24 protein-coding genes and 1 pseudogene are annotated in these 26,328 nt (G+C 71.9%); 7 read left to right on the plus strand and 18 right to left on the minus strand.

The genetic code is table 11. From position 1 onward, the window contains the following. Positions 1–38: 38 nt before the first annotated feature. The 10 genes and pseudogenes from ADK67_RS17665 to ADK67_RS17705 form a co-directional block, all read right to left on the minus strand. On the minus strand, positions 39–1,130 hold the full coding sequence (locus tag ADK67_RS17665) for a hypothetical protein (protein ID WP_053717513.1): 1,092 nt from the start codon (positions 1,128–1,130) through the stop codon (positions 39–41). After that, complete coding sequence (locus ADK67_RS17670) at positions 1,127–1,456, minus strand: hypothetical protein (RefSeq protein WP_053717514.1); 330 nt, start codon at positions 1,454–1,456, stop codon at positions 1,127–1,129. Before ADK67_RS17670 ends, ADK67_RS17665 begins: the two co-directional genes overlap by 4 nt. Then, positions 1,453–2,232, minus strand: coding sequence for a hypothetical protein (locus ADK67_RS17675; protein WP_053717515.1), 780 nt, complete (start codon positions 2,230–2,232; stop codon positions 1,453–1,455). The genes ADK67_RS17670 and ADK67_RS17675 overlap by 4 nt, the downstream gene beginning before the upstream one ends. Then, a complete protein-coding gene (locus ADK67_RS17680) occupies positions 2,229–3,299 on the minus strand; it encodes a hypothetical protein (protein ID WP_053717516.1) in 1,071 nt (356 codons plus the stop codon). The genes ADK67_RS17675 and ADK67_RS17680 overlap by 4 nt, the downstream gene beginning before the upstream one ends. A 77-nt stretch (positions 3,300–3,376) precedes the next feature. After that, positions 3,377–4,018 (minus strand): response regulator transcription factor, encoded by a 642-nt coding sequence (locus ADK67_RS17685; RefSeq protein ID WP_053717517.1) that lies wholly within the window; start codon positions 4,016–4,018, stop codon positions 3,377–3,379. Continuing rightward, positions 4,006–5,535, minus strand: coding sequence for a sensor histidine kinase (locus tag ADK67_RS17690; protein WP_157620515.1), 1,530 nt, complete (start codon positions 5,533–5,535; stop codon positions 4,006–4,008). Before ADK67_RS17690 ends, ADK67_RS17685 begins: the two co-directional genes overlap by 13 nt. A gap of 24 nt (positions 5,536–5,559) precedes the next feature. Continuing rightward, positions 5,560–6,858: an FAD-dependent oxidoreductase gene (locus ADK67_RS17695; protein ID WP_053717519.1), complete on the minus strand. Its 1,299-nt coding sequence runs from the start codon at positions 6,856–6,858 to the stop codon at positions 5,560–5,562. A gap of 118 nt (positions 6,859–6,976) precedes the next feature. Further along, the gene (locus ADK67_RS17700; RefSeq protein ID WP_231648235.1) at positions 6,977–10,054 is read right to left on the minus strand and encodes a fibronectin type III domain-containing protein; all 3,078 of its coding nucleotides are present in this window, start codon (positions 10,052–10,054) and stop codon (positions 6,977–6,979) included. A 321-nt stretch (positions 10,055–10,375) separates the two neighbouring features. Next, complete coding sequence (locus tag ADK67_RS55085) at positions 10,376–10,648, minus strand: proprotein convertase P-domain-containing protein (protein ID WP_331459311.1); 273 nt, start codon at positions 10,646–10,648, stop codon at positions 10,376–10,378. Between the two features lie 93 nt (positions 10,649–10,741). After that, a pseudogene (locus ADK67_RS17705) lies at positions 10,742–11,542 on the minus strand (S1 family peptidase); the annotation flags it as partial. A 418-nt stretch (positions 11,543–11,960) separates the two neighbouring features. Here ADK67_RS17705 and ADK67_RS17710 point away from each other — a divergent pair. The 5 genes from ADK67_RS17710 (at position 11,961) to ADK67_RS17730 (ending at position 16,549) form a co-directional block, all read left to right on the plus strand. Continuing rightward, a complete protein-coding gene (locus ADK67_RS17710; RefSeq protein ID WP_053717522.1) occupies positions 11,961–12,533 on the plus strand; it encodes a TetR/AcrR family transcriptional regulator in 573 nt (190 codons plus the stop codon). 89 nt (positions 12,534–12,622) lie between these two features. After that, entirely contained in the window at positions 12,623–13,894 is a 1,272-nt protein-coding gene (locus ADK67_RS17715; protein ID WP_053717523.1) for an MFS transporter, read from the plus strand. Next, a complete protein-coding gene (locus ADK67_RS17720) occupies positions 13,894–15,231 on the plus strand; it encodes a carotenoid oxygenase family protein (protein ID WP_053717524.1) in 1,338 nt (445 codons plus the stop codon). Before ADK67_RS17715 ends, ADK67_RS17720 begins: the two co-directional genes overlap by 1 nt. Positions 15,232–15,390: 159 nt before the next feature. After that, positions 15,391–15,678, plus strand: a complete 288-nt coding sequence (locus ADK67_RS17725) for a hypothetical protein (RefSeq protein WP_053717525.1) — start codon at positions 15,391–15,393, stop codon at positions 15,676–15,678. Between the two features lie 79 nt (positions 15,679–15,757). Beyond that, positions 15,758–16,549: a family 16 glycosylhydrolase gene (locus ADK67_RS17730; RefSeq protein ID WP_231648236.1), complete on the plus strand. Its 792-nt coding sequence runs from the start codon at positions 15,758–15,760 to the stop codon at positions 16,547–16,549. Between the two features lie 166 nt (positions 16,550–16,715). Here the strand turns inward: ADK67_RS17730 and ADK67_RS17735 are convergent, their stop codons facing one another. Then, positions 16,716–18,257 carry a hypothetical protein gene (locus tag ADK67_RS17735; RefSeq protein ID WP_053717553.1) on the minus strand — a complete coding sequence of 514 codons (1,542 nt, stop codon included), beginning with the start codon at positions 18,255–18,257 and terminating at the stop codon, positions 16,716–16,718. Positions 18,258–18,441: 184 nt separating this feature from the next. Beyond that, complete coding sequence (locus ADK67_RS17740) at positions 18,442–19,254, minus strand: nitroreductase/quinone reductase family protein (protein ID WP_053717527.1); 813 nt, start codon at positions 19,252–19,254, stop codon at positions 18,442–18,444. Positions 19,255–19,608: 354 nt separating this feature from the next. On the opposite strand from ADK67_RS17740, the gene ADK67_RS17745 reads away from it, so the two are divergent. After that, on the plus strand, positions 19,609–20,151 hold the full coding sequence (locus tag ADK67_RS17745) for a DUF4232 domain-containing protein (protein ID WP_063797633.1): 543 nt from the start codon (positions 19,609–19,611) through the stop codon (positions 20,149–20,151). Between the two features lie 6 nt (positions 20,152–20,157). On the opposite strand, the gene ADK67_RS17750 is transcribed toward ADK67_RS17745, so the two are convergent. From ADK67_RS17750 to ADK67_RS17775, 6 genes are all read right to left on the minus strand, one after another. Beyond that, entirely contained in the window at positions 20,158–21,465 is a 1,308-nt protein-coding gene (locus ADK67_RS17750; RefSeq protein ID WP_053717528.1) for an ABC transporter permease, read from the minus strand. Beyond that, positions 21,462–22,187: an ABC transporter ATP-binding protein gene (locus ADK67_RS17755; protein WP_231648237.1), complete on the minus strand. Its 726-nt coding sequence runs from the start codon at positions 22,185–22,187 to the stop codon at positions 21,462–21,464. The genes ADK67_RS17750 and ADK67_RS17755 overlap by 4 nt, the downstream gene beginning before the upstream one ends. Then, on the minus strand, positions 22,184–23,188 hold the full coding sequence (locus ADK67_RS17760) for an efflux RND transporter periplasmic adaptor subunit (protein WP_231648238.1): 1,005 nt from the start codon (positions 23,186–23,188) through the stop codon (positions 22,184–22,186). Before ADK67_RS17760 ends, ADK67_RS17755 begins: the two co-directional genes overlap by 4 nt. A 141-nt stretch (positions 23,189–23,329) precedes the next feature. Continuing rightward, complete coding sequence (locus ADK67_RS17765) at positions 23,330–24,337, minus strand: GDSL-type esterase/lipase family protein (protein ID WP_157620517.1); 1,008 nt, start codon at positions 24,335–24,337, stop codon at positions 23,330–23,332. Between the two features lie 174 nt (positions 24,338–24,511). Continuing rightward, positions 24,512–24,940, minus strand: coding sequence for a hypothetical protein (locus ADK67_RS17770; protein WP_053717531.1), 429 nt, complete (start codon positions 24,938–24,940; stop codon positions 24,512–24,514). A 210-nt stretch (positions 24,941–25,150) separates the two neighbouring features. Next, the gene (locus ADK67_RS17775; protein ID WP_053717556.1) at positions 25,151–25,813 is read right to left on the minus strand and encodes a hypothetical protein; all 663 of its coding nucleotides are present in this window, start codon (positions 25,811–25,813) and stop codon (positions 25,151–25,153) included. Positions 25,814–26,085: 272 nt separating this feature from the next. Here ADK67_RS17775 and ADK67_RS17780 point away from each other — a divergent pair, with 272 nt between their 5' ends. Continuing rightward, the gene (locus ADK67_RS17780) at positions 26,086–26,265 is read left to right on the plus strand and encodes a hypothetical protein (protein WP_053717557.1); all 180 of its coding nucleotides are present in this window, start codon (positions 26,086–26,088) and stop codon (positions 26,263–26,265) included. Positions 26,266–26,328 lie beyond the last annotated feature (63 nt).

A 26,328-nucleotide genomic window follows, 5' to 3' on the forward strand; every position in this document is an offset into this window, starting at 1 on the left:
CGTCACGACAGACCGTCGTGGGCCCTCAGAATAGCCACTCAGCCCGCGAACAGCAGGGCCAAACCGCCCGAGGTGTACCCGACCATCAGGACCAGCAACGGCACCTGACCGGTCAGGTGCTTGTCGGCGGGCAGCAGCCGCAGCGCGCGGTCGTGCGCGGACACCACGGCCAGCAGGTGCCCGGCGAGCACCGCGCCGAGCTGCACCGACGCCACCAGCACGGGCGCGGCGAGCGTGTCGTCGGGGGTGAAGCCGGTGATGCCGAACAGCAGTGCGACACCCCGCTGGCCCTCCACGGCGAGCAGCGAGAAGTAGTGCGCCACGACGTACCCGGCGACGATCGGCACCATCGAGTGCGCGAGCTGCCCGCCGAACGACCGGCACGCCAGCAGGTAGCTGCCCGCGACCAGCGCCACGGCCGCCGCCAGCCCCGCCGTGTCCGGCACCGACAGGCGTTCCCAGGCCGGCGTGGAGCCGACGCTGTCGAACGCGGTCGAGCCGAGCAGCACCGCCACCACGGCGACCAGGCCGGGCCGCACGGGCGTGGCGACGAGCGCGCGGAACGGGTTGCCGCGCAGCGGCGACAGCCTGCCCAACAGGGTCGAGAACACCTCGAACCCGTCGGCCCGCTCGAACCACGTGCGGCCGAACACCACGCCGCCGGCGACGTTCACCACCGCGTAGCCCACCAGGAACCACGGCAGCGTGTCCGGCGACACCAGCTCCACCCAGGTGAACGCGAGCAGGCCGAGCGCGGCGGGCCAGTGGCCGAGCCGTTCGGGGTACGCGCGACCGAGCGTGACGCGGGCAGCCAGGCGCAGCGGGTTGACCACCCGCCACACCGGGCCCACCAGCACCGACAGCACCGGCACGCCGACCCACACCAGCACGAACACCAGGTGCGGCCACGCCTGCGCGGGCACGAGCACGAGCCCGACCGCGACCAGCAGCCGCACCGGCCACCAGTCGCGCTCGGATTTCGGCTCGGCGGCGGCGAACCGCGGCTTCGTCCACAGCAGACCCAACGCCAGGAACGACGCCAGCAGCGCGACCGCCGCGCCCTGCAGCACGAGGTCCAGCGGGAGCGGCAGGTCGTGCCGGGCGCCGACCCCGTGGGCGAGAACGGTCACCGCACCACCAGTTGCACGAGCAGCGTGTCGGGGTGCGCCTCCACGTCGAACGTGCCGGTCCGGTCCACGGTGAACTTGAGCACGGCCGGTTTGCCGCTCTCCGCCTTGGCCAGCACGTCGATGCCGTGCACGTGCACGTCCACCGGCTGTTCGCTGGTGACGGTCAGCTCGACGGCCTGCCCGCGCACCGCCTCCACCCGCTGCGGCGACGCCTGCTCGACCGACAGCCGCAGGACCAGAGGTTCGGCCGGGGGTGAGGCTTGCGGCGTGGCCGAGCAGCCCGCGAGCACGAGCAGCGCGAGCAGCAGCGCGTGAACGGTCTTCATGTCGTCGAACCAGTCCTTCTCAGGTAGTCGAATCCGCCGGCGGCGAGGCCGAGCCCGCCGCCCAGGGTGAGTGCCACGAGCAGCCGGTCCACGTCGGCCGGACCGGCGAACGGCAGCTGGGAGAACCGGAAGCTGTCGAAGTCCGGTATCCCCGCCACCACCAGCATCGCGCCGACGACGGCCGCCACGAACGCCGTCGCGGGCGCGCGCCGCACCGCCGCCACCACGGCGACCGCGGTCAACGGCCACGCCACCAGGCCGACACCGCTCGCGCCGAGCAGCAGCGGCACGAACGACCCGCCCGTCACGGCGAGCGTCGAGCCGACCGCGTGCCACACGTGCGCGGCCGTCACCACGACCACGCCGGCGGCGAGCAGTGCCCGCCGCCGGCCGAGGAAGTAGCCGCCGAGGGCGAGCGCGGCCGTGATCAGCAGCCACCACAACGGGTTCGGGCCCGGCGTGACGTCCACCCGGCCCTTGATCACCGACGTGCCGAGCGGCACTTCCCACTGCGACGCGGTGGTGCGCTCGTCGCGGAAGCGGTGCGTCTCGCCCGGCCCGATCACGTGGTCGGCGACCGTGACCGGGCCCGTGCCCCCGTTGTGGATCTCCAGCTGCGTGCCGTGGTTGACCATCGTCGCGGTGACGCCGGGCAGTGGCGGCTCGATCGCGGTGACCCGGCTCAGGTGGTCCTGCGGCGTGAGGCCGCCCGCGTGCGCCTGGGCCGGGCCGGCGGTGGTGATCAGCAGGACGAGGGCCAGCAGCAGCGCCCTCACCGGCGGGCGGTCGGCACGAGCACCACCGCCATCAGCACACCGTGCAGCGCGGCCATGATCGGCGCCCCGGTCCACATCTCGGTGACGCTCGGCGTCGTGCCCTGGTCGATGATGGCCCCCGCGAAGAACACCGCCCACGTGACGAACGACGCCGCCAAGGCGAAGATCCGGTACTCCTTGACCCGGGACTCCGACGGGTTCAGCTTCAGCAGCAGCACGTCGATCACCACGCCGGAGACGATGAACCCGATCGCGGTGCTCATGTTCTCGTAGTTGGCCACGGCCGTGCTGAGCAGCATCACCACGAACGCCAGCAGGGTCGCCGCGCCGAACGGCAGCCGGAACCGGCGCACGGCCAGCAGCAGCGGCAGGATCATGATCAGGTTGGTGAACATGACCGAGGCGGCCAGCTCGACCGCCCGGCCCGAACCGCCCGCGCCCTTCTCGAAGGTGAACGCCCTGATCACCTGCTCGCTGGTGAACACGGTCGCGTCGGCGTACCCGGCGAACAGCAGCACCAGCGACGCGGTGAACGACAGCGCCAGCCCGGCGGGCAGGAACCGCCGCAGCGACGGTGCCACCACGTCCCGGTCGCTCCACAGCGTGCGCAGCGGCGTGGTGAGGATCAGCACCATCGACGTGATCAGCACCAGGTGGGTCGGGCTGAACAGGATGTCGATGCCCTGCTCGATGCCGATGAACGTGTGCCACAGGTAGTCGCCGACGCCCGCCGCGGCGAACGCGGGCAGCGCGAGCACCGCCGGGCCGTAGCCGATCGGCACCGCGTCCAGCCCGCGCAGGCCCTGCTGGTAGTTGCGCCACAGCACCCACAGGATCCACGCGCCGGTCGCGGCGAAGCCCGAGTAGAACACCGCGTGCCACGGCGTGAAGAACGACTCGAGCTCGGGCACGTTGGAGTGCGCCCACGCGTCGAGGAACAGCCCGATCGAGAACCAGGTGCCGAGCAGCACCGTGATCAGGTCCGTGCGGTAGCCGGCTCGGGGACGCCCGCCCGTCGTCGGGCTCCCCGCCGGCGCGTCAACCTCTGCTTCGCTCCCCAGTGTCATGGTGCGAGGGTGCCCGCGCCGGGGGTGGCTGGGGAATCGTGCCAGCCTCACCGCGTGGTGCGGTTAGCCGCACCTTTTCAGGCGTTGAGGTAGCGCAGGACGGCGAGCACGCGGCGGTGGTCGTGAGGGCTCGCGGTCAGCTCCAGCTTGGTGAAGATGCTGGTGCAGTGCTTCTCCACGGTCCGCTCCGCGATGAACAGCCGCTGCGCGATGGCCTGGTTGGTGCGCCCTTCCGCCATCAGCGCGAGCACGGCCCGTTCCCGGTCGGTCAGCCGGTCGTCGCTGTCGTCGCGCCGCCGCACCAGCAGCCGGCTCACCACGTCCGGGTCGAACGCCGAGCCGCCCGCGCCGACGCGCCGGATCGCGGCGGCGAACTCGGCCAGGTCCGACACCCGGTCCTTGAGCAGGTAGCCGACGCCGTCCGCGCCCGCGTCCAGCAGCTCGGCCGCGTAGCTCACCCGGACGTACTGCGACAGCACGAGCACCCCCGTCCCGGGGTACTGGCGGCGCAACGCCACCGCCGCCCGCAGCCCCTCGTCGGTGTGCGTCGGCGGCATCCGGATGTCCACGATGGCCACGTCGGGCCGGTGCTCGTCGACCGACGCCATCAGCGTCGGCGCGTCCTCGACGGCCGCCACCACGGTGAACCCGGCCTCGGCGAGCAGCCGCGCCAACCCCTCGCGCAGCAACGTCGAGTCCTCCGCGATCACGACCCGCACGGCAGCACCACCCGCAGGCTCGTGCCCGTCTCCGCCGCGCTGACGACCCGCATCGTCCCCCCGTTCGCTTCCACCCGTTCGCCCAGCCCCCGCAGCCCGGTGCCCCGCACCGGGTCCGCTCCCCCGCGCCCGTCGTCGTCGACCTCCACCACCAGCCGCCCGTCGCGGCCGCTGATCACGACCTTGGTGCGGGACGCCTCGGCGTGCTTGGCGACGTTCGCCAGCGCCTCGGCGACAACGTAGTACGCGGTCGTCTCCACCAGCGGCGGCACGTCGTCCGGCAGGTCGAGCGTCAGGTCGACCCGCGGCTCGGCCAACGCGGTCAGCTCGCGCACCGCGCCGTGCAGGCCGCGTTCGGCCAGCACGGGCGGGTGGATGCCGTGGCACACCGCGCGCACGTCGTCGATGGTCGCCAGCACCGCCTGCTTGGCCTCGGCGGCGAGCGCCCGGGCGCGCTCCGGCGGCACGGTCTCCGCCAGCCCCAACGTCATCACCGCCGACACCAGCCGCTGCTGGACGCCGTCGTGCAGGTCGCGCTCCAGCCGGCGGCGCTCGTCCTCGGCCGCCCGCAGCACCGTCGCGCGCGACTCGGCCAGCTGCCGGACCTTGGCCCGCAGCTCGGCGGTGAGCCGCTCGTTCTCCAGCGCCAGGCCGACGGCGGCGCACGCGGCGTCCACGAGCTCCACGTCCAGCACGGGGTCGTGCAGCAGCACGGCGACCGGCGCGCCGCCCCGGTCCACCCTGGTGTGCGCGGAGTCCAGCGCGACCGGCCGACCGTCCACGTCCACGTACCGCTCCTGCTCGGCCACCCAGTACGCCACGCGCAGGCTCGGGTCGTGCAGCGTGGCGGCCAGCGCCTCCTGCACGCCGTCACGCCTGCTGTCGCCGCTGAGCCGCACCACCAGGTCGGCCACCTCGCCGCGGTCCATCCGCCGGCGCAGCAACCCGGCCAGGTACGCGAGCGGGATGCCGCTCAAGGCCAGCATCAGCACCACGAGCGGGGGTTCGAGGCCCGCGCGTTCCGCCGGCTCCCACGCCACGAACGCCATGATCCCCACCGCCGCCGCGCCGAGCATCGCGGTCAACGTCCGCCGTTGCGCCATGCTGCTGATCCGCCAGCGGTGCAGCTGCAGACCCAGCATGGAGATGCCGACAACCGCGGTCATCGCCGTCTCGGCCTCGACGATCGCGGCGGCCCACGGCTTGCGCTCGTACTCGAACGCCACGCCCAGCAGCACGCTCTCGACGTACCCGGCGGCCACCGCGAGCCGCCGCGGCACCGTGCGCAGCCTGCCGGTCGGGAACGCCAGGAGCGCGTGGCCGAGCACGGCGGGCCAGACCTTGCAGGCCAGCATCACCAGGAACGACCCGTCGTCCACGGTGTAGTCGAGCAGCCAGCCCACGCCGATGAGCACGAACAGCGGCCCGACCCGGTTGCGCGGCTGCACACGGCGGCCGATCACACCCGCGATCACGTAGACGGCGCTCACCGCGAACATCGCGGACGGCAGCAGCATGCCGCCCAAGGTAGCCGTGCGGGCTCAGCCGCGGCGCAGACCACCGACCACGACGCGCGCCAGCACGTCCGGGCGCAGGATCGACGTCGGCGGCTGGAGCAGCCCGATGGTGCGGATGAACGCGGCGGCGGCCACGGGGTCGTGCGTGGCGACGCGTTGCAGCCGGGCCACGTACCGGTTCAACGCCCTGGTGGACAGCGACCGGTGGCCGGTGATCTCCGGCAGCGCCAGGTCGCCGAGCGCGTTGAGCTGCCACACCGGGTCGATGATCCGGGCCGCGGCGCGGAAGAACCGCCGCGCCAGGTCCGCTTCACCGTCCTTCAGGCACTTCCGCAGCGCCTCGGCCTCCATCGCCGCGACGGTCATGCCCTGGCCGTAGATCGGGTTGAAGCTGCACATCGCGTCGCCGAAGACCAGCAGGCCCTCCGGGAACCGCGCCAACCGCTCGTAGCGGCGGCGCAGGCTGGCCGGGAACCGGTGCGTGCGGATCTCGGTGAGCGGCTCCGAGGCGACCACGGCGTCCTGCACGTCCGGCGGCGCGGACCGCTTGAGGAACGCCAGGAAAGCCGCCTCGTCGGTCGGCGGGTGGTCGCCGGCCATGCCGACCTGGGTGACCATCCACTGGCCGTGCTCCTGCGCGGCGAACGCGAACCCGGTCGGCCGACCGGGCACCGGGCCGACGAGCACCAGCTTGTCCTTGAACGGCGTGGCGGGGCGCACCAGCCGGCTCGCGTACATCATGTCGACGTCGATCCGGTCCTCGGCGGGCGTCGGCAGGCCCAGCGCCGCCAGCCAGGCCCGGGCCCGACCGGTCCGGCCCATCGCGTCGACCACGAGGTCGGCGGCCAGCACCTCCTCCGCGCCGTCCCGGGTGACCTTCACGCCGGTCACCCGACCGTCCTCGAACACCGGGCCGACCACGTCGCACCCCGGCGCGAGCCGCACGCCCGGTAACTCCGCGACCTTCGCCCGGACCGCGCCCTCCAGCATGGGCCGGGTCGTCTGGATGTCGGACGCGCCGGTGTCCGAGCGCACCATGGGGTGGCCCGCGAGCACGAACCGCGCGTCGACGTTGAAGCCGACGCGCAGCGCTCCCGCGGCGACCAGCTCGTCGGTCAGGCCGGGGAACATCTCGTCGAGGGCTTGCACGCCGCGCAACAGGATGGTGTGGAAGTGCTTGGCCTGGGGCACGCCGCGCCGGTGCCCGACGTCCTCCGACAGCGGATCGCGGTCGACCACCGTGATCCGGTCGTAGGAGCCGACCAACGCGCGCGCTGCCAGCAACCCACCCATGCTCGCGCCCAACACCACCGCATGCGTCATCCGACGACTCTGACAGCGTTGACCACCGTGTGCTTCTTCCGCTGTGCGATCCTCGCCGCGAACTGTGCCGACGTGTGGCCCCGCGCGGATGTCCCGAGCGGGGCCACACGGTCAGGCGTCAACGCCTCGGTGCCAGCGTCACCTCGATGGTGTTGCCCGGACCCGACGTCACGCCGCTGATCAGGCCGGTGAGCGGGCCGCAGCCGGTCAGCGGGGGCAGCGTGTAGACGCCCGTCAGCGTGCCGCCGGCGAGCGGGTCGAACCCGGGCTTCGACGCCAGCGGGATCGACGCCGGTGTCCTGGTGCGGCAGTCCGGGCTGGTGCTGACCGGGATGCCGAGCACGGTGATGTGCGGCAGCTTCACCGTCACGCTCGACGTCGACGTCAGCTTGCCCGCCGCCACCGTGCCGGTGGTCCTGGCCGCCTGCGCGAACTCGATCCTCGCCTTGACCGGCACGAACCCGAAGGCCCGGAACCGGCCGGAGGTCGGGTCGAGGGTCAGGTCGGCGTCGAACGCGCCGGTGGACAGGTCGAGCGCCGCGTCGATGCCGCCGGTGAGGGCGACCGTGCCGTTGGCGGCCTTGATCCTCGTGCTGCCGGTCAGGCGGTAGCCGTACCGGACGACCGGTGGACCCTGGCCCGCCTTCGTGCGGACCTTCAGCGCGGTGCTCGCGGCTGACGTGTTGCCCGCGTCGTCCTTCGCGACGACGGTGAACGCGTACTCGGTGTCCGGCGTCAGGCCGTCGACCGTGGCCGTGGTGCCTTCGACGGTGGCCGCGAGCGTGCTGCCGTTGAAGACGTCGTAGGCGGTCACGCCGACGTTGTCGGTCGACGCGTCCCACGCCAGCGCGACGCTGTTCTCGGTCTGGGCGGTGGAGCGCAGGACGCTGGGCGCGGTGGGCGCTTGGGTGTCCGGCGCGGTCTCGGTGCGGGCGGTGACGGCGGCACTGGCCGACGAACGGTTACCCGCCGCATCCTTCGCCACGACCGTGAACGTGTACTCGGTGGCCGGTGTCAGGCCGTCGACCGTGGCGGTGGTGCCCTCCACCGTGGTGGCGAGCGTGCTGCCGTTGTAGACGTCGTAACCCGTGACGCCGACGTTGTCGCTCGCGGCCGACCATTGCAGGGAGACGCTGGACTGCGTGACGGCAGTGGCCGTGAGACCGGTCGGCGCGGTCGGACCTTCGGTGTCCGGCACGGTCTCGGTGCGGGCGGTGACAGCGGCACTGGCCGACGAACGATTACCCGCCGCATCCTTCGCCACGACCGTGAACGTGTACTCCGTGTCGGGGCTCAGACCGTCGACCGTGGCGGAGGTGCCCTCCACGGTGGCCGCGAGCGCAGAGCCGTTGAACACCTCGTAGCCCGTCACGCCGACGTTGTCCGTGGACGCGTCCCACGCCAGGCCGATGCTCGACGCGGACGCGCCGGTGGAGCGCGGGTTGGCCGGTGCGCTCGGGCCCTCGGTGTCGGGCGCGGCGGGCGTGCGGACGGTGAGCGCGGCGCTGTCGGCCGACTCGTTGCCGGCGGCGTCCTCGGCCCGGACGGTGAACGTGTACTCGGTGTCCGGGCTCAGTCCCTCGACCGTGGCGGTGGTGCCAGTCGTGGTGGCCGCCGACGCGGTGCCGTTGAACACCTCGTAGCCGGTGACGCCGACGTTGTCGCTCGCCGCCGCCCACTCCAGGGAGACGCTGGTCGGCGTCGCACCGGTGGAGGCGAGGTTGCCCGGCGCGGTCGGGGCCTGGGTGTCCGGGGCGGCCTTGGTGCGGGCGGTGACGGCTGCACTGGCCGACGAGCGGTTGCCCGCCGCGTCCCTCGCCACCACCGTGAAGCTGTACTCGGTGTCGGGCGCGAGGCCGTCGACGGTGGCGGTGGTGCCCTCAACGGTGGTCGCGAGTGTGTTGCCGACGTAGACGTCGTAACCGGTCACGCCGACGTTGTCCGTGGCCGCCGTCCAGGCCAGGGAGACGCTGGTCTGCGTGGTCTCACCGGCGGTCAGGCCGGACGGGGTGGCGGGCGCCTCCGTGTCCGGCGCCGGCGTGACGGTGAACGTGTGCAGCACGGTCCGCTGGGCCGGGTCGACCGGCGTGCAGTCCGCGACGAACGTGCCGAGGCCGGTGTCGGTGCCGTCGGCCTTCTTCGGGGTCATGGTGAGCACGAGGTCGTGCACGGACAGCGTCGCCGTGCCCGGCTGGTCGAACCGCAGCGCGGGTGCGGCGCCGGCGGCGTTGATGATCAGGTCACCACTGGCCGGGATCGGCTGGTTCGGCACGTTGGTCGGCACGGCCACGGCCAGGTGGCTCCCCGGCGACCGCACGAGCGAGGTCGCGACCGCCGTGCCCTGGATGGTCTCCGCGCCGACGAGCCGCAGGCCCTGGGTCGCGGTGGGTCCCGCGTTCGACACGGCGGTGATGTCGATGCGCGGCGTGAACTCGCCGACGCCGATCTCCGCCGGCAGGGAGGTGTCGATGTCGACGGTGACGTTCTGGTTGCCGATCAACGGGAACGGGCAGTTGTAGACCTGGCGCAGCGGCGGCGTGCTCCCGGTGCCGGCCGGTGTCTCGGGCGTGACGGCCGCGCCGGTCACGGTGTAGGTCTGGAGCACGGTGTCCTGGTTCGGCGTCGGCGTGCAGTCGGCGACGAACGTGCCCAGGTCGGTCGGCGTGCCGTCGGCGCGCAGCGGGGTCATCTCCAGCACCAGGTCGGTCACCTCGACGGTGGCCGTGCCTGGCTGGTCGAAGCGCAGGCCGGGCGCGGAGCCGACCGCGTTGAGCACGAGGTCGTTGCCGACGGCGGGGATCGGCTGGTCGGGCACGTCGCTGGCGACCTGCACGGTGAGCGCGCCCTGGTCGCCGGGCGCGGTGACCTTCGACGTGGCGCGGGCGGTGCCGCGGATCGTCTCGGCGCCGACGAGCCGCAGGCCCTGGGTCGCGGTGGGTCCCGCGTTCGACACGGCGGTGATGTCGAGCTTCGGGGTGAACGCGCCGGCGGCGACCGTGCCGGGCTGGGTGGTCTTGATGTCCACCGAGACGTTCTGGTCGCCGATCAGGGGGAACGGGCAGCTGTAGGTCTGGGTCAGGTCGCCCTGGGCGGCCGAACCGGTGCCCACGCCGAGCGCGAGGCCCGCGACGACCATGGTCGCGGTGGCCGCCGCGCCGAGCCTGGTCAGCCCTCGGGCTGGTCTTCTGTGTCTCACGGGAACGTCCTCCCTGACGCCGAGCGCACGCCGGCAAATAAGGGGTGGAATGGTTCGTAGACGTGCTGCAAGGGGAAATTAACCACGCCGCAACACTTGCGCAAGACTGCCGAATGCCCATTCTCGGACGGGTCTGGAAATTGTCACATTCGAACAATTACCTAGCCTGTGACCTGCACGAACGAGACACAGAAAGGATCAAGAAGATCAATTGGCACGGACACGCACATTTCCGCGAAGACTTTTGGCACAGCTATGACAAACCGCGCGCCGAGTGCTCGGCGCGCGGTCGTCGGGGTCGTGCGATCGGACGGAGGCCGATCAGAAGGTGAGCCGCCAGGCGTCCACGTAGCCGGTGTCCTGGCTGTAGACGTCCTGCACCTTGAGCCGCCACGTGCCGTTGGCGACCTCGGACGAGGCGTTCACGGTGTAGGTGGTGACCACGTTGGGCGTGCTGGAACTGCTGGAGCTCTTCATCCGGTACGTGGAGCCGTCCGGCGCGACCAGGTCGATCACCAGGTCACCGCTCCAGCTGTGCTTGATGTCCACGCCGACCTTGAGGGTGGACGGCGCGTTGCCCGCGATGCCGCTCACGGTGACGTTGCTGTAGACGGCCGTGCCCGCGTCGGGGATCGTGACGTTGTCGAGGTTCTCGAAGACCTTGCCGGGGGGCTGGGGCGTGCCGCCGAGGTCGGCCGCCGCCTGGTTGATCGCCGCGGCGAACGTGCTGACCTCCGTGTAGACGCCGGGGTTGTCCGCACGCGCGCACCCGTTGCCGTGGCTGACGATGCCGACCTGCACCCACGCGCCGTTGTTGTCGCGGCGGAACATGGGGCCGCCCGAGTCGCCCTGGCACGTGTCGACGCCGCCCGCGAGCCTGCCCGCGCACAGCTCGGCGGCCGGGATCAGGTCCGCGTAGTACGGGTCGGCGTTCTTGCACGTGGTGTCGTCGATGTAGTCGACGTTCGCCTTGAGCAGGTAGCGGGACTGGCTGCCGCCCTCGCGCGTGGCGCCCCAGCCGGCGACGGTGAACACGCCGGTGTTGTAGGCCGCGGTGGTGGCGATGGGCAGCAGCGCCGCTCCGGTGATCGGACTGGCCAGCTTGATGATCGCCCAGTCGCCGCCGGTGGCCGTGCCGTAGGTGGGCGCGCGGTGCACGTAGGTGGACGTGCGCGTGACGCGGGTCGTGTCCTGCAGGTCCACGACGCCGTAGGTGGCGGTGATGGAGGTGTTGTTGCCGGTGCGGCTGACGCAGTGCGCCGCCGTCAGCACCAGCTGGTCGGTCAGCATCGAGCCGCCGCAGCCCATGGACAGGCGGACCATCCAGGGGAACTCGCCCTTGGTGGCCTGGGTGCCGCCCACGACCATGGGCGTGGGGGTGCCGGTGTCCGGCGGCGGCGGGGCGGCGACCGCCTGGCCCCCGAAGGCGGCCAGGGCGGCGACGATGCCCACACCGAGGGCAAGCGTCTTTCTCACGGTGTCGCGCACGGTTGATCCTTCCCGCGCCCGGCCGGGATCGTGCTCGCAGGGTGGCCGGACGTCGAGATCGCAGGGAACTATCCAGCCGGCCCCTCAGCCGGCGACTCATCGTCCGTGGCGAACGCCCTGCTCACAATCCGTCGATCGACGGGAGTTCTTCCGGTGTGGCCCGTGGTAGTGCGTGGTTCCGCGTCGTCACAGGCACATCCAGCAGTAGAGCTTCTCCTCGGCGTCACGCCACGGCGCGGAAGTAGTCGATCAGGACGCCCATCGGCGGTCTCCTTCGCTACCGGACGGTGGGACCCGGTGATTTTCGGGTTGGTCGCGCAGGGGGAAAGGATGCCTGTGCCGCCCGACTGAGCACGCGAAGCCCCGTGCCGGGAGGGGTCGACTTGACTTCCGCAGGTGTGAGTGGTTAATTACACCCATGCCTGCCGCACCGAGCGAACGTCGACTGTCGACCGCCGAGGAACGTCGCGAGACGGTCCTGCGCACCGCCATCGGCGCGTTCGCCGCCCGCGGCTACTACGGCACCACCACCGGCGAGGTCGCGAAGTCGGCCGGCATCTCCCAGGCCTACGTCTACCGCCTCTTCCCCGACAAGGAAGCCCTGTTCCTGGCCGTGGTGGAGCACTGCTTCGCGCGGATCAGGGAAAGTCTCGCCGACGGGGTCGCGGAGGCCAAGGGCAGCACGCCCGAGGACATCCTCTACGTGATGGGCGACGCCTACGCCCGCCTGATCTCCGACGAGAACACGCTCCTGCTCGTCCAGATGCACGCCCAGTGCGCGGCGATCTCCGAACCGGCCGTGCGCGAGGTCGTCCAACGCGGTGTCGCGCGGACGGTCGAGTACGTGCGCGGCGTGTCCGGCGGCAGCGAGGAGCAGGTGCAGCAGTTCTTCGCCATGGGCATGTTGTGCCACATGGTGATGGCGGTGAACGCGGACGCCGTCGACGCGCCGTGGGCGAAGACGCTGTCCAAGGGCATCCGCCACTACTGACCCGCGCGGAAAGGCCGCCTCACCAGCGGCCTTTTCCTCGGCCGCAAGAGTGAGTGATTGACCAGTCATAGTTTGCGAAGGGAGGTGTCATGACGACCACGACCACCCGCTGGGCCCCGTTCACCGTGCTGGCCACCGCCGGGTTCCTGGTGGTGCTCAGCACGTCGATCGTCAACGTGGCGCTGCCCGCGATCCGCGCCGGCCTCGACCTGACCCCGGAAGGCACGTCCTGGGTGGTCAACGCCTACGGCCTGGCGTTCGGCGCGCCACTGCTCCTCGGCGGACGACTCGCCGACCTGTTCGGCGCGCGCCGGGTCCTGCTCACCGGGCTCGTCGGCTTCACGGCGGGCTCGCTTGGCGCGGGCCTGGCCCGGTCGGCGGAGGTGCTGATCGCCGCACGAGCGGTGCAGGGTGTCGCGGCGGCGTTGCTCGCCCCCGCCGCGCTCGCGCTGGTGCTGCGCCTCTACGACGGCCGGGCGCTGGGCCTGTGGGGCGCGGTGTCGGGTGCGGGCGGCGCGGCCGGTGTGCTGCTGAGCGGGGTGCTGACCAGCGCGTTCGGGTGGCCCGCGCTGTTCCTCGCGGCCGTGCCGGTGGCGGCGGGCGCGTTCGTGGCCACGCTCGCCCTGGTGCCCGTCGACGAGCCGCGCGCCGGTTCACGGCGGGTCGACGTGGTCGGCGCGCTGACCGTGACCGGCGGCCTGGTCGCGCTGACCTACGGCCTGACCGCGCGGCACCCCGTCCCCCCGATCACGGCGGGCGTCGCGCTGCTGGCGGTTTTCCTGCTCGTGCAACGGAAATCGCGCCACCCGCTGATGCCACCGCGCATCTTCACCGTGCCCGGCGTGGCCGTGGCCAACGCGGCGATGGCCGTGCTCGGCGCGGTGTGGGTCGGGCTGTTCTACTTCCTGCCGCTCTACCAACAACAAGTCCTCGCCTACTCGCCGCTGCAAGCCGGACTCGCGCAGGTGCCGCTGGCCGTCATGGTCGTGGTCGGCTCCGCGGTCGCACCACGCCTGCCCGGACGCGGCACGACGCCCCTGTCGCTGCTCGTGCTCGCCGCCGGTCTCGGCTGGTTCGCGCTCGGCCCGGCGTTCCCGGTCGACGTGCTCGGCCCGTCCCTGCTCACCGGCGCCGGCCTCGGCGTCGCGTTCGTCCGCCTCACCTCGGCCGCCGCCCGGCACGTGCCCGTCGCCGACGCGGGCCTGGCCGGCGGTCTGGTCACCACCACCCGTCAGGTCGGCGGCGCGATCGGGTTGGCCGCGCTCGTCGCGGCCGGCGCCGGTTTCGCCGCCACCTTCACCGCGATCGCGGCGCTCGCCGTGCTCGCCGCCGTCCTCACCAGCAAGGGAGTCGACTCGTGATGAACAAGCCGTACCTCGAAGGCCACTACACCCCAGTCCCCGACGAGACCACGGCCACCGGCCTGGTCGTGCGCGGCACGGTGCCGCCCGAACTGCGCGGTCGCTATCTCCGCAACGGCCACAACCCCAAGCCGGGCGTCACGCCGAGCCACTGGTTCAAAGGCAGCGGCATGGTGCACGGGCTGCGCCTGCTCGACGGCCGCGCCGAGTGGTACCGCAACCGGTGGGTGCGCACGCCCGCGTTGGACGGCGGCGCGCGGGAGCACGACCAGCACGACCTGACCGCGAGCGTCGCCGGCACGCACGTGATCGAGCACGGCGGGCGCATCCTGGCGTTGCAGGAGGCCAACCTGCCGTTCGAGTTGACGCCGGAGCTGGACACCGTCGGACCGTTCGACTTCCACGGCAAGCTGACCACGGCGATGACCGCGCACCCCAAGGAGGACCCGGTCACCGGCGAGCTGCACTTCTTCGCCTACTCGCCGTTCCCGCCGCACCTCGTCTACTACGTCTCCTCCCCCGCCGGCGAGATCACCCGGGCCGAGGTGGTCGAGGGCGCGGGACCGTCGCTGATGCACGACTTCGCCGTCACCGGGAACCACGTCGTGTGGCTGGACCTGCCGGTGGTGTTCGACCGCGCCGAGACGTCCGGCATCCCGTACCGGTGGAGCGACGCCTACCGGCCGCGGATCGGCGTGATGCCGCGGGTGGGCGCGCCCGTCGTGCAGTGGTTCGAGGTGGAGCCGGGGGCGTTGCTGCACGTCGCCAACGCGCACGAGGTCGACGGCCGGATCGTCATCGAAGGGCCCCGGTACGACCGGACGTCGTGGGAGACGTCGTGGAAGTGGTGGATCGGCGCGCCCGGCCACCCGGCCGAGCCGATGACCGGCGCGATCAGCCACCGGTGGACGTTGGACCCGGCCACCGGCGTGGCGCGGGAGGAGGTGCTGGACGGGTTGGTGACCGAGTTCCCGACCATCAACGAGGAGCTGCTGGGGCGGCCCAACAGGTTCAGCTACGCGGTGGCGTTCCCCGGCGCCGGGCTCGACGGGTACGCGGTCGTCAAGTACGACACCCGCACCGGTGAGCGGCAGGTCGCGCCGACAGGCGCCCGGCGGATGCCCGGCGAGGCGGTGTTCGTGCCCGCCGCCGGTGGTGCGGGTGAGGACGAGGGCTACCTGCTGACGATCGTCAGCGACCTCGCCCGCGACACGTCCGAACTGCTCGTGCTCGACGCGACGGACGTCCGCCGCGATCCCGTCGCCGTGGTGGAGCTGCCGCGGCGCGTCCCCTCCGGCATCCACGGCTCGTGGATCCCCGACCCGGAACTGGTGTGACCACAATGGACATCGACCTGAACGCGCCCGTGATCTCGCGGCACAGCACCGTTGTGCGGGCTTCGCTGGAAGAGGTGTGGGGGCTGCACACCGACGTGTCGGCTTGGCCGGAGTGGCAGCCGGACATCACGTCGGCGTCTCTGCGGGAGCCGTTTCGCGGTGGGCGCGGCGTTCGCGTGGGAGACCTTCGGGCTGAGCATCACGTCGACCGTGGCGGAGGTCGTGCCGTTGCGCCGGACGTGCTGGGGTGGGCCGGCGCACGGCATCGTGGGTGTGCACGTGTGGACTTTCGCGGCGGAGGGGGATCACGTCGTGGTGACGACCGAGGAGTCGTGGGACGGGCCTCCCGTGCTGGCCGACGTGCCGACGATGCAGGCCGCGCTGGACGCCTCCCTCACCGCTTGGCTCGGCCACCTCGAGGCCGCTGCCCGTCACCTGACCCGTTGACGCGGTGCGGTGGCGATCTCTACGTTCGGGAGCGACACCGCCTCGTCAACGTCGTCGAGGAAAGGGCTTTCCTGTGACAGTGAGTCGACGTGGTTTCCTGGTGGCGGGCGGCGCCGGACTGGCCGCCCTCGGCACGTCCGGGATCGGTCGGGCCGCCACCTGGGAAACCGTCATCAACGGTTCGTTCGCGAACTACAGCACGTTGGAATCGGTCTGGAACTACCGCTACCCGTGGGGTTCGGACCACAACGGCACGGCCCGGATGTACGCGAGCGCGTCCGACCACAACCACGTGTACCTCGAAGGGTCGACGCTGGTCATCAAGGCGACCAGGATCAACTGGGACGAGGGCAACAGCTCGGCCGATCCGCACCTGCCGATCCGCTACCACTCCGGTGCGGTGCACGCTCGGCAGCACGTGCTGGTCAACGACCAGTTCCCGAACTGGGAGGTGCGCGGCGAGTTCCAGGCCCCGTCGGCACGTGGGACGTGGCCCGCGTTCTGGCTCACGGGCGCGAACTCGTGGCCGCCGGAGAGCGACATCCTCGAGTACAAGGGTGACGCGCGGAACTGGTTCAACACGTACAAGAACGCTTCGGGCGGCTGGTCGAACACCATCCGTTCGGTGTCGTCGCCGGGATCTTGGCACACGTATCGGGCTTGGATCACCAAGGTGAGTGCCACGGACGTGGACATCCACTACTACCTGGACGGGGCGTGGGTCGGGCAGCACCGGGGCGCCAACTTCGTCGGCAAGCCGATGTGGATCATCATCAACCTGCAGATGGAGGGCTCGTCCGGCACGTCGGGCCCGACCACCGACACTTACTACCGTGCCCGCAACATCTACGTGGGCCGCACCCGCGCTTAGCCCCCGTCCTCAGCCACCGCCCGTCCCTGCCGTTCGCGCTTTCGTGCATTGGGGTGCGGGCGTGGGCGCGCGTGGGTGGGGCGCGCGTGGGTGTGTGGGTGTGGAACGGCCCGCCTCCCCCACGGTGAGACGGTGAGGGAGGCGGGCCGGGGGTGGTGGGGGTAGGTCAGCCGTTCGGGGTGGTGATGACCGAGAAGGTCGCCCTCAGGCTCGCGTAGCGGTTGTGGATGTCGGTCAGGATGGTGTCGATCGGCACGTAGTTGTTCAGTTCGCCGGGCTCGCAGGCGCCATGGCGGGACTGCTGGTTGCCTTCCAGGATGCCCAGCGCGGTGTGGTCGACCTGGCTGAACAGTGGACCGCCGCTGTCACCCGGGCGGGCGCAGATGTCGGTGTTGATGCCGACGTCGGTGGACAGGACGCGGCCGCAGCGGGTGCCCACGAGGTAGCCCTCGCCGGCGCCGCTGTCGATCGCCTTCGGGTCGTCGACCGCGTTGGAGCCGGAGCCCGTCGCGCACACGATCCAGCCCGCCTTGACCTCGGTCAGCTTGTGGGTGCCGGTGATGTGCTCGTCAGCCGACGTCTCCTGCACGCCGCACGGGGTGTCGGCGTTGCTGTCCGTCCCACCGTTGCGGCAGAACTTGAGGACGCGGTTGCGGCCCGTGTGGTTCTCCAGCCACGTGGTGCGGGTCGGGGTGTCGACGTACAGCAGCGCCGCGTAGTCGTACGGGTAGGAGTTCCGCTCGATGCCGTGCTGCTGGAGCACGGGCACGCCGTTGTGCCGCGTCGGCGTGTTGTTGGTCTTCGTCGCCATGCAGTGCCCGGCCGTCAGCACCCACGCCTTGCCCGGGTGACCACCGCCGGTGGAGCGCAGGTTGAAGCCGGACGTGCAGCCGCCCCACGTCCCGTCGTCCCGCTGCATGTCCAGCCGCAGACCGCCGCGCATCGGCTTGTAGTTCTCGCACGCCAGCGGGTGGCAGGCGCCCTTGTCCGGGTACGTGTCCGCCAGCGGGTTCGGCTTGGGCAGGACCTTGGTGCGCACGGGCACGCCGGAAACATCGGAAGTGCCGGAAGCGGAGGGAACGGCGGAAGTGTCGGTGGAGACGGCGGAAGTGCCGGACTCGTCGGCCACCGCACGACGTGCGGCGTCACGCTCCCGCGCCACCGTCTGATCCTCGGCCGCCGCGATCTTCTCCTGCGCGACCCACGACCGCTCCCAGAGCACGACCTCGTTGTCACGCTCGTTGACCGCGGGCAGGTACACCGCCTCGGCACCGGCGCCTACCTTCGCGGCGATCCGGTCCTTCGCGGCGGTCAGGTCGGCCAACGAGTGCCGCACGGCCTGCGTGCGGACGTGCGCCCGGTCGGGCAGGTCCTCCAGGTGCCGGTCCGCGGCAGCCGGGTCGGTCATGGCCACGACCAGCTCACCGGACGTCTGGTCGAGCCACATGCCGCCGTACTCGGCCGCGTTCTCCTCCCGCAGCACGCCGTCCAGGCGCACCGCCTCGTGCTGCAGTTCGAGCCGGCGCAGCGCTTCCCGCTCGCTGACGCCGTAGCTGTCGACGAGGTACCGCACGGACTCCGCGACCGTCGCCGGGTCCAGCGCGGCACGTGCCGACGGCGCGGCGGTGGCTCCCCCGTTCGCGCTCACCACGGTCGCCGCGACGACCAGCGAGGCGAACAGGGCCCCCAAGCCCCTAGCTCTACCCACGGACATCTCCTTGCTCGGTGGATGGGAAAACATGAGCATTCAACCTGACGTGGACTGGCCACGCCGGAGAAGCCCTGCCGCGCGGGAACGCAGACCGGTCGTCCTACCTGATCTACGCGTCGCGCGGCCGTTCGGTTGCCGGAATCGGTTCCGCGGTTCGCCGGATCGACGCGAACCGAGGCCGTCAGGCGTCGAGGAAGGGGATCAACTGCTCCTCCTCGTAGGTCAGGTGGGCCTCCAGCTCGCCGATCAGCTGGTCCACGTCGGCGCGCAGGGTCGCCGCGTCACCGCGGTCGAGGGTTTCCCGCAGCCGGGTCAACAGCGCGGCGATGCGCTCGTGCTCCTCGCCGAGCCGGTCGATGGTCGGCGCGAGTTCCGGGAACCGGTCCCGCAGCATCGGGAACATGCCGGTGTCCTCGGACGTGTGGTGGAAGCTCAAGCCCTGGCACGCGGTCAGGCAGTTGACCTTGAGCTGCGCGCCCAGCGTCGGCTTCGACGCGGCGACCTCCCGCCGGATGGTGGCCAGCTCCCGGCGGAACGCCCCGTGCACGAGCTTGAGCGCCTCGCCCCAGCTGGACGCGTTCGGCGGGCCGCCGGCGACCTGCGCCAGCGCGACCAGGGGGATCTGCCGGGACGTCTTGGCCTGGTACTCGGCCCACCCCGGGTCGGTCTCGACCGCACGCGCCCACAGCTCGTCGCGTTCCGGGCCGTCGAGGACGGTGGCCTTGGCGTCGTAGGTGAAGACGCCGTCCTCCACCTGGACGACCGGGTTGGCCACGAGGTTGTGGAACCAGTCGGGGTGGCGCGGCGAGCCGCCGGCGGACGCGATGACCACGATGCGGTCGCCGTCGGGCAGGTAGCCGACGGGGTTCGTGCGGGGCGCGCCGGTCCGCGCGCCGGTGGTGGTCAGCAGGATGAGCCTGCCTCCTTCGAAGGGACCGCCGACGCGGCCCGCGTTGGCGCGGAACTCGTCGATCACCTGCTGGTTGAAATCCATCTGCGTTTCGTCTCCTGATTTTGGGCATGACCGGATGACCACGGGTGAATGACACCGTGGTTTTCGGTGAAGGTTTTGTGGAGGCGCGCGGGCACAGCGGTCCCGCGCGTGGGAGTGCGCTGGTGCGGGGGGAGAACGGGGTGCGGGTGCGTCGCGCCTACGTGCGTGGACAGCACATGCGCGGAAACCCGGGAAACCCCGGTGTGCGGCGGGCCTCTGGCCCACCCGGCGGTCAAACCGTGGCCGGGTGACTCTCTCGCTCGTGGCTCAAGGCCGACCCGGCAGTCACGGGCGTGAGCTTATCCCGTGAATGCGCGGTCGGGCAACTTCCTGCTTCGTGCGACGATCGGTGACGTGTCCCGACTTCTTTTCCCGCTGTTGTTCGTCGTGTCCGCGTGCACCGCCGCGCCGCCCGTTCCGCCGCCGTCGCCGTCCCCGTCCGCCGACTCCTGCCCGACCGGTGTCGAGTACGCGGTCACGGGCGAGGAGGCGGCCTCGGGCCTGCGGGTGTTGACGCTGGAGCTGACGAACTGCGGCACGGAGCCGTTGACGCTCGACGGCTACCCGGCCGTCACGGTCCTGGACGCCGAACGGCAGCCGTTGCCTGTCGCGGTCGGGCACGGGTCGTCCGGGATCTCCGCGGTGGAGGCGTTCGACGCCGAGCCGCGGCCGGTCACGGTGGCGCCCGGCGGGTCTGCGGTGACTGGGTTGTTGTGGCGCAACACCTACACCGACACGTCCGCGCCGCCGGTGGTCGGCGAGCACCTGGAACTCGCCGTCGCCCCCGGGGAGCCGACACAGGTGTTCACCCCGATCGGGGAGCGCGGCGACCCCGTCACGATCGACCTCGGCGGCACCGGAAAGCTCGGTGTGCGCCCGTGGACCGCCGCTCCCTGACCGGCGCTAGGCCCGCATGACGGTGGCGATCGGGATGCGGGCCGCGCGCAGTGCCGGGACGAGGCCGCCGAGGACGCCGGCCACCAGACCCGCGATCACGCCCGCCACGCCCGCCTGCCACGGGAACGCGGTGCCCTCCAGCGCCGGGAACCGCGAGCCGAACAGCATCAGCGCGAGCTTCAGCCCCACCACGCCCGCGCCGATCGCCAACGCCGCCGTCAGCAGTCCCGTCAGCAACGTCTCGGCCAGCACGATGCCCGCCAGCAGCAGCCGGGGCGTGCCGACGGCGCGGCGCAGCGCGAACTCCTCGATGCGCTCGCCGACGGTGGCGAGGCCCACGTTGAGGATGCCCGCGACACCGATCATCAGCACCAGCGCCGCCATGCCGAGGAAGATCCAGCGCAGCAGCGCCAGCTCGGTGGACATGCGCTCGAGCGTCTTCACCGTGTCGACGTGGAGGCGGTCCGCGGGCGTGCCCGCCGCGACGAGCCTGGCCCGCAGGACGTGCTCCACCTCGACCGCGGCCGGCGTCATGAGCACCTGCAGGCCGGGGCCCGACCGGCTGTCGCTCATGCTGGTCACCGGCAGCCAGTTCAGCAGCTCGTCGGACCGCACGTAGGCGGTCGGCTGGTAGCCGCCGTCGTCCACCACGCCGACGAACTGCGGCGTCGGGTTGGCGGTCGCGCCGTCGACCCTCATCTCGGCGGGCACCTGGTAGCGGCTGAACGCCTTCGCCGCCTCCAGGTTGAGCACGAGCCGCGGCGCCAGCGACGGCTCGCCGCCGAAGTCGAGCCACCGGCCCTGCGACGGGCGGAACGGCCGGAACTGGCGGATGTCGCCCGTCAGCCCGACGAGTTGCAGCTCGATCGCCTGGCCCTGCGGTGAACCGGCGTTGCCGTCCTCGATCGGGTAGCAGCCGTTCTCGTCGCACGTCATCCGACCGCCGCCGCCACCGGGCTGGTCGATCGGGCCGCCGCCCTCGTTGATCGGTTTCACGCCGGGTTCGCCGATGATCGCCCGCGCGGAGGTCATGGCGACGGAGTCGGTGCGGCCCTTCAGCACCTCCAACGCCACCGGCACGGTCTGCCCCTCCGGCGACAGGTACATCTGCCGGGTGCCGTCCTTGCCCTGGTACAGCTCGACGTCGGCGAGCATGGCCCGGTTCGCGATCTCCGCGCCGGCCTGCACCACGACGACGGCGAGCACGCCGAGGAACAGGCTGACCATCGACAGGAACGTGCGCAGCTTGCGGGCCCGGATGCCCTGGCCGCCGATGATCAGCGACGCGCGGAGCCTGCCCGAGAGCCTGATCACGCGACCACCCGCTGTCCGGCCGGGCGCAGCAGGCCGTCGGACAGGTGCAGCACCCGGCCCATCTTGGCCGCGTGGTCGTGGTCGTGGGTGACGAGCACGAGACCGCAGCCCACGTCGGTGGCCTGGCGGAGGACTTCCACGACGAGGTTGCCGGTCTCGGTGTCGAGCGCGCCGGTCGGCTCGTCGGCGAGCAGTATCCGGGGCTCGCGCACCAGGGCGCGGGCGATGGCGACGCGTTGCTGCTCGCCGCCGGACAGCCGGGGCGGCTTGTGCTTGGCGAGGTGGCCGATGCCGACGCGTTCCAACGCCGCGAGCACCTTGGCCTTGCGCTTGCGCCGCGGCAGCCAGCCCTGGCCGTTGACCAGCGCCATGGCCACGTTCTGCGCGGCCGTGAGGTGCTTGAGGAGGAAGAAGCGCTGGAACACAAAGCCGAACTCGGCGCTGCGCAGCGCGGCGGCCTTGCGTTCGGGGATCTTCGTGATGTCCCGGTCGCCCAGCAGGTACTGGCCGCCGTCGGGCCGGTCGAACAGGCCGATCAGGCTGAGCAGCGTGCTCTTGCCCGAGCCGGAGCGGCCGAGGATGGCGACGCTGTCGCCCGCGTGCACGGTCAGGTCGACGCCGGAGAGGATGGCGCGCGGCTCGTCCTGGCCCTTGAGGGTCTTGGTCACGCCGCTGAGGTGGATCAACGGCGGTGGCGGGACGAGCAGCGGCGACGTGGTCACTTGCGCCCCGCCGACGGCTCGACCTGGCCGGCGGCCTCGCCCGGCGGCAGGTTCGGTCCCGGCACGGCCAGCGTCTCCTCGCCGGTGAGGCCGGACTTGACCTCCACGACCTTGCCGTCGGTGAGGCCGAGCTGCACGTCGGTGGTCACCCTGGTGCCGTCGGCCCCGACCACGTCGACCTTGCCCTTGCCCTGGCCGCCTGCGACCGCCTCGACCGGCACGACCAGCGCGTTCTGCGCGGACGCGGTGACCAGTTCGAGGGTGGCGGCGGCGCCGTTGATCAGTTTGACGTCGGCGGGCGCGGTGCACACCAGGCGCAGGCCGGTCGGCTCGGACGAGGTGTTCGGCTCCGGCTCCTGCCGGGGCGGCGGCGCCGGGGTGTTGGCGCCGGTGGCGTCGGTGTCCGGCTCGGGCAGGTCGGGCGGCGGCGCGGGGACGGTGCCGACGGGCAGTGCCGCGATCGTGCCGAGCAGCGTGCAGGGGAACGGGCCGGGGCCGTTCTTGATCTGCGCCTGCACGGTGCCCTGCGCGGCGTCGGCGATCCGGTAGGCCTGCTCGCCGTCGATCTCGGCGACGATGCCGTAGCCCGCGTACTTCGCCGACGCGATCGGCATGCCCGCGGTGACCGTGGCGCGGTCGTCGACCAGGCGTCCGCCGAACGTGGAGCCGGCGGGCACGTCGACGTTGTTGGGCTTGCCGTCGAGCCAGACGGTGGCGATCCGGGTCGGCCTGGTCGGCGTGGCGGTCGGCTCGGCCACGTCCCAGTAGCGCACCTGGCCCGCGACCGGCGCCACGATCCCGAACAGCGGGTTCATGGTGACCTTGCCGGTCAGGCTGACCTCGTTGGTCAGGTCCTGCCTGGTCGGCTTGGCCGTGGTCTGCACGGTGTCACGCGGCGCGAGCTCCGGGTTGAGCGGCTCGGCTCCGGTCGACGTGCACGAGGCCGCGGTGACTACCACCGCGGCCAGTCCGCACACGCGGACGAAGGCAGTTCTGGACACCGGTCCCCCCAAAGCGATTTCCCTATCCGGTTTCGCCAATTTACCCATATGACGCCGGGGGGATCATCGGGGTTGCGCGCCAACGGGAAACCGCTCTCACCCCGCGTGGGGACGAGAGCGGTTTCCGGTGGTCAGGGTCTTCTACGCGACCGCGTGCAGGTTGCCGTCGGCGCCGGCGAGGCACCGGGCCGAGCCCGCGCCGCCGGTGACGAACTCGGTGAGGCAGCGGCCGAGCTGCTCGTGGCCGGCGGCGTTCGGGTGGAACGACTGCTGGGCCAGGTGCAGGCCGATGGCGTCCAGTCCGCCGGTCACCAACGCGTACGGGTCGACGGTCAGCCTGCGCTGCCACTCGCCCGCGGAGCTCTCGCCCTTGCTGCACGCCTCGCGGTTCTCGGTCGCGCGGGAGAGGTCGAGGAACTTCACGCCCGACCGGGTCGCCACGCCGCGCAGCGCCTCGGACAGCTGCGGCACGGCGGTGGTGCGGCCGTAGGCGGCGTCGGCGAGGCGCAGCGGGCAGCCCTGCGGCCCGTGCAGGTAGCGGTCCATCTTCTCGGTCACCGGTGAGGCGTACGAGGTGAGGACCAGGTTGTAGGAGGAGTTGGGGTAACCGGCCTGGGTCATGGCGGCGCGCACGTCGCGCAGGGCGTTCTCGACCTTGGGCGCCATCGCGGCCAGCCGGCCGGACCACTCCCGTTCCAACGTGGACCGGCAGCTCGAACCGAACGGGTTCACCCACGCGGCGACGCAGTCGACCATGGTGTCGGCGAACCGCACGTCGTCGTTCGCGCCGACCTGCACCACGACCGTGGTGACGCGGTACTGGCGGGCGATGTCGATCAGCCGCCGTGCCTGGGAGCCCTCGGTGTAGTGCACGGTGTCGGCGAGGGACACGTTCGCCGAGTCCGCACCCGAGCACGCCAGGTTGACCGTGCGGTCGGCCAGCCGGGTGCGGTGGACCATGGCCTGGGTGGAGCGGTGGCACCAGTTGCCGTTCTCGCCCGCGGTGCCGGGCTCGTAGGAGCCGGCGCCTTCGCCGGACATCGCGCTGTCGCCGAGCGACACCACGGCGGTCGGCCGGTCGTCGACGGCGCTCGCCGTCGTGGGGATCGCGAAGAAGGTGGAGCCGGTGAGCAAGAGCGCGCCGACCACGGCGCCAACCTGTTTCCGCGACACCGCAGGCCTCCAAGGGTGTGCCGTCGATCGGACGTGATCCGACCGTAGGGTGCGCGTAACGTGCCGACAACGTCCGATCGGCTGTTTTGCCCGAACCTTCGGCTGTCCGCACGCCGCCGGTTCCGCCGGCGGTCCACAAAGGACGGGCGGTCAGCCCCAGGCGGCGAGGTGGTCCGCGCAGGCCCGGGACACCGCGGCTTCGTCGGCCCCGTCGGCCAAGTGGCCCATCGGCAGCTCCGCCAGGACGTCGGCGGGCAGGCGCTCCACGATCTCGGCGACCTTCTGCGCCACCCACCGCGACTCGGCCCGACCGTCTACGAACATCTGCGCGACGTGGGTGCAGGACAGCGCGGCGGAGGCCACGGCGGCGGGCGGGATCGACGCGCCGCAGTCGGCCAGCGCGCCCGCCAGCACGTCGCGCACCTCCCCCGAGTGCTTGCCGCTGAGCCCCGCCAACGTGCGCAGGTCGTCACCGTCGTACCCCTCGACCAGCCAGTGCGCGGCCCAGCCGGGAACGTCCTCGGCGGTGACGGCGTCGAGCGCCGCCCGGAGCGCGACCACCTTCGGCGTGGGGATCATGGGCTTATCGTGCGGTGCGCGGCACCGTGAGTCGAATGAGAATCGGTGCGGAGACATCTCGGCCCACGACACGCCGAGCACCGCCCCCCGGCTGGAAGCACCACGCGGTCAAGGCGTCGCCGCACCGCATCCGCCACAGCCCGACGGTCGAGGATTCTCGTAGCCGTCGTGGACTCCGCCGTGCGCACGGCGGAGTCCACGACAGGTCGATCAGGTCAACCAGGGGCTGAAGTGGTCGGCCACGACGGTGGTCAGGCCGCCCACGCTGAGGCGGCCGTCGACCTCGATCACCCGCAGACCGTGCTCCCCCGCCCGGTCGACCACGTCGTCGGCCAGCAAGCGGTCTCGTTCGAGGCGGTTCGCCTGCGCGCGTTCCGGGTCGCTCACGGCGGCGGAGACCTTCGCCGCCCTGGGCAGTTCACGCAGTTGCCGTTGCCGGAACCCCTCGGTCGGCACCAGGAACACGGCCTGGCGCGGGTCGGCGAGCAGCGGGGCGACGAGTTCCGGCCGCAGACCCCACCCCTCGGCGACGAGCGGACGGCCGCTGGACAGGGCACGCAGATCGTCGAGCACCATCCCGAAGCGCTCGGCGTGGCTGCGCTTGCTGTGCTCGGCCATCTCCCGCGGTGACGGCCGCACCCAGGTCGTGTCGGGATCGTGCGCCTGGAGGGTCTGCCACGCGTGCCGGTGCGGGTAGCGCGCGGCCTGCGCCAGCGCGCGGTCGTAGTGGCCTCGGGCGTCGTGGAAGTCGTAGTGGTAGGCGGTCAGTCCGAATCGGCGCGACAGGAGCCAGGCGACGGTCGACTTGCCCGACCACTGCGCGCCGCCGATCCACAGGACAGTGCTGAGTTCACCAGAAGGTCCCCACCTCATGGTGGCAAGGGTGAGCTTGTCCGACGGCTCGCGCAAGTCTTGTTTTTGCTGGTCAGACCTGGTTTAGTAGAGGGAGTCCAGCCGGTGATATGCGGTCCCCACCTCATCACCCCCGGCGATCGGACCTTCCGGCGCCACTGGCGCGGTTTCACCCTTACGTCGCAACGAACCGGGCATATCAGTGCAGCTCAGCGGGTATCCGAAGCTCCCCCACCCGGTTCGACGAGGAGCAGGACTATGGGCACCTCCCCCTGCCGCGACGGGAGGCCGTGATGGCGCAGTCGCGGGACCTGATCGACATCCGCAGCGGAGACCTCTTCCACCAACCAGTCCCGTACGGCCTGGTGTACCCGACGTGCACGGCGGACGGCGAAGCGCCGCCCAGCCAGCGCGGCCGGACCTGGGAACACCTGACCGCGTCGGGCCGCGTCCTGCAGCCGGTATCCCGGTGAAGCGCGGCGATCACTCCCGGACGGGGCCGTGGGCACTCGCCCGCGGCCCCGTTTCACAACTGC

Origin of the sequence: Saccharothrix sp. NRRL B-16348, assembly GCF_001280085.1 — a bacterium.
Lineage (GTDB): Bacteria > Actinomycetota > Actinomycetes > Mycobacteriales > Pseudonocardiaceae > Actinosynnema.

Excerpts from the sequence above, each read along its gene's own strand:
- ADK67_RS17670 (WP_053717514.1), bottom strand. The coding sequence starts at position 1,456 with ATGAAGACCGTTCACGCGCTGCTGCTCGCGCTGCTCGTGCTCGCGGGC.
- ADK67_RS17680 (WP_053717516.1), bottom strand. The coding sequence starts at position 3,299 with ATGACACTGGGGAGCGAAGCAGAGGTTGACGCGCCGGCGGGGAGCCCG.
- ADK67_RS17690 (WP_157620515.1), bottom strand. The coding sequence starts at position 5,535 with ATGCTGCTGCCGTCCGCGATGTTCGCGGTGAGCGCCGTCTACGTGATC.
- ADK67_RS17695 (WP_053717519.1), bottom strand. The coding sequence starts at position 6,858 with ATGACGCATGCGGTGGTGTTGGGCGCGAGCATGGGTGGGTTGCTGGCA.
- ADK67_RS17710 (WP_053717522.1), top strand. The coding sequence starts at position 11,961 with ATGCCTGCCGCACCGAGCGAACGTCGACTGTCGACCGCCGAGGAACGT.
- ADK67_RS17715 (WP_053717523.1), top strand. The coding sequence starts at position 12,623 with ATGACGACCACGACCACCCGCTGGGCCCCGTTCACCGTGCTGGCCACC.
- ADK67_RS17720 (WP_053717524.1), top strand. The coding sequence starts at position 13,894 with ATGAACAAGCCGTACCTCGAAGGCCACTACACCCCAGTCCCCGACGAG.
- ADK67_RS17740 (WP_053717527.1), bottom strand. The coding sequence starts at position 19,254 with ATGGATTTCAACCAGCAGGTGATCGACGAGTTCCGCGCCAACGCGGGC.
- ADK67_RS17770 (WP_053717531.1), bottom strand. The coding sequence starts at position 24,940 with ATGATCCCCACGCCGAAGGTGGTCGCGCTCCGGGCGGCGCTCGACGCC.
- ADK67_RS17775 (WP_053717556.1), bottom strand. The coding sequence starts at position 25,813 with ATGAGGTGGGGACCTTCTGGTGAACTCAGCACTGTCCTGTGGATCGGC.
- ADK67_RS17780 (WP_053717557.1), top strand. The coding sequence starts at position 26,086 with ATGGCGCAGTCGCGGGACCTGATCGACATCCGCAGCGGAGACCTCTTC.